A 1399-nucleotide genomic window follows, 5' to 3' on the forward strand; every position below is an offset into this window, starting at 1 on the left:
TTGTTGCACTATCTCCTAATCGTTTATTTTGAAATTTTCTGCTTCTGTTTTGTGTTTGCTGCTATAACTTATTTTGTTGTGGCAGGTATATAACCAAACACCATAAGAAAATCAGAAACCATTCTTTCCTATTTTTTCAGACGGCCTTTAATATCGGCGGACAATCATTGATAAAGTAAGAGCACGACCATGAGCCATTATCCTTTGTTTGCCGATTTAAAAGACCGCCCAGTTTTACTGGCAGGCGCGGGCAAGGTTGCCGAGCGCAAGGCGGAAAGCCTGTTATCTGCAGGAGCGCGCGTGCGCGTTGTTGCGGAAACTTTGAATCCGCAGTTTCAGCAATGGGCGGCTGAAGGGAAAATAGTTTGGCTGGGCGGTTTGTTTGAAGAAGCCATGTTGGAAGAGGTGTATTTCGTTATTGCGGCGACGGATAATGGCATGTTTAACCGCCGTGTTTTTGACGCAGCGGAACGACGGGCGAAATTGTGCAATACGGTGGATACGGCGGATTTGTGTTCGTTTATCGTGCCTGCCGTGGTGGATAGAGGACCGTTGAAGATAGCCATATCCAGCGGTGGTACTGCGCCTGTATTGGCGCGGAAATGGTGGCAGATTATTGAAACATTGATTCCGCTGCATACGGGCACGATGGCGCGTATTGCCGGAAAATGGCGCGAAAAGGTTAAACAGACAATTCATCATGTCGAACGACGCCGTTATTTTTGGGAAAAGTTGTTCGACAGCCGTTTCAGTATTTTTGCAGCCCAAAACAATATCGAGGCGGCAGAACGTGAATTGATCACGCAGTTAAACCGGGAAACGCCGTTTGGCGGCGAAGTGGTTTTGGTGGGCGCAGGGCCGGGTGATCCGGGCTTGCTGACCATACATGCTTTGCAGGCGATTCAGGCTGCGGATACCGTATTTTACGATGCTTTGGTGTCGGATGAGATTTTGGCGATGGTGCGTAAAGATGCGGTGAAAATCAGCGTGGGCAAGCGCGCCGGCGCACATCATGTCCAGCAGGAAGAAACCAACCGTCTATTGGTTGAACATGCTCAAAAAGGTGAGCGCGTGGTGAGGTTGAAAGGCGGCGATTCTTTTGTGTTCGGGCGCGGCGGGGAGGAAGTGCAAACCCTGCATCAGGCCGGAATTGCTTACCGCATTGTGCCGGGCATTACTGCCGCGCTTGGTGCCACTGCTTATGCCGGTATTCCGTTAACCCATCGCGATTGCGCCCAAAGTGCTTTATTTGTGACCGGCCACAGCAAACACGAGGGCAGTCAGCCCGATTGGCAGACTTTGGCTTTAAGCCGCCAAACGTTGGTAATCTATATGTGGACGCTTAAAGCGACCGAGATTGCGGAAAAACTGATGGCTTATGGCAGACAGCCTTCTACAC

The 1399-nt window shown here is 50.3% G+C and carries 1 protein-coding gene; it reads left to right on the forward strand.

Features of this window, described 5'->3' with window-relative positions; genetic code table 11:
* Positions 1-189 precede the first annotated feature (189 nt).
* A partial coding sequence (cysG, locus tag ACTHUR_RS11120; RefSeq protein WP_440398611.1) for a siroheme synthase CysG occupies positions 190-1399 on the forward strand: 1210 nt, incomplete at its 3' end.

Source organism: Neisseria sp. P0021.S007 (genome assembly GCF_051956855.1).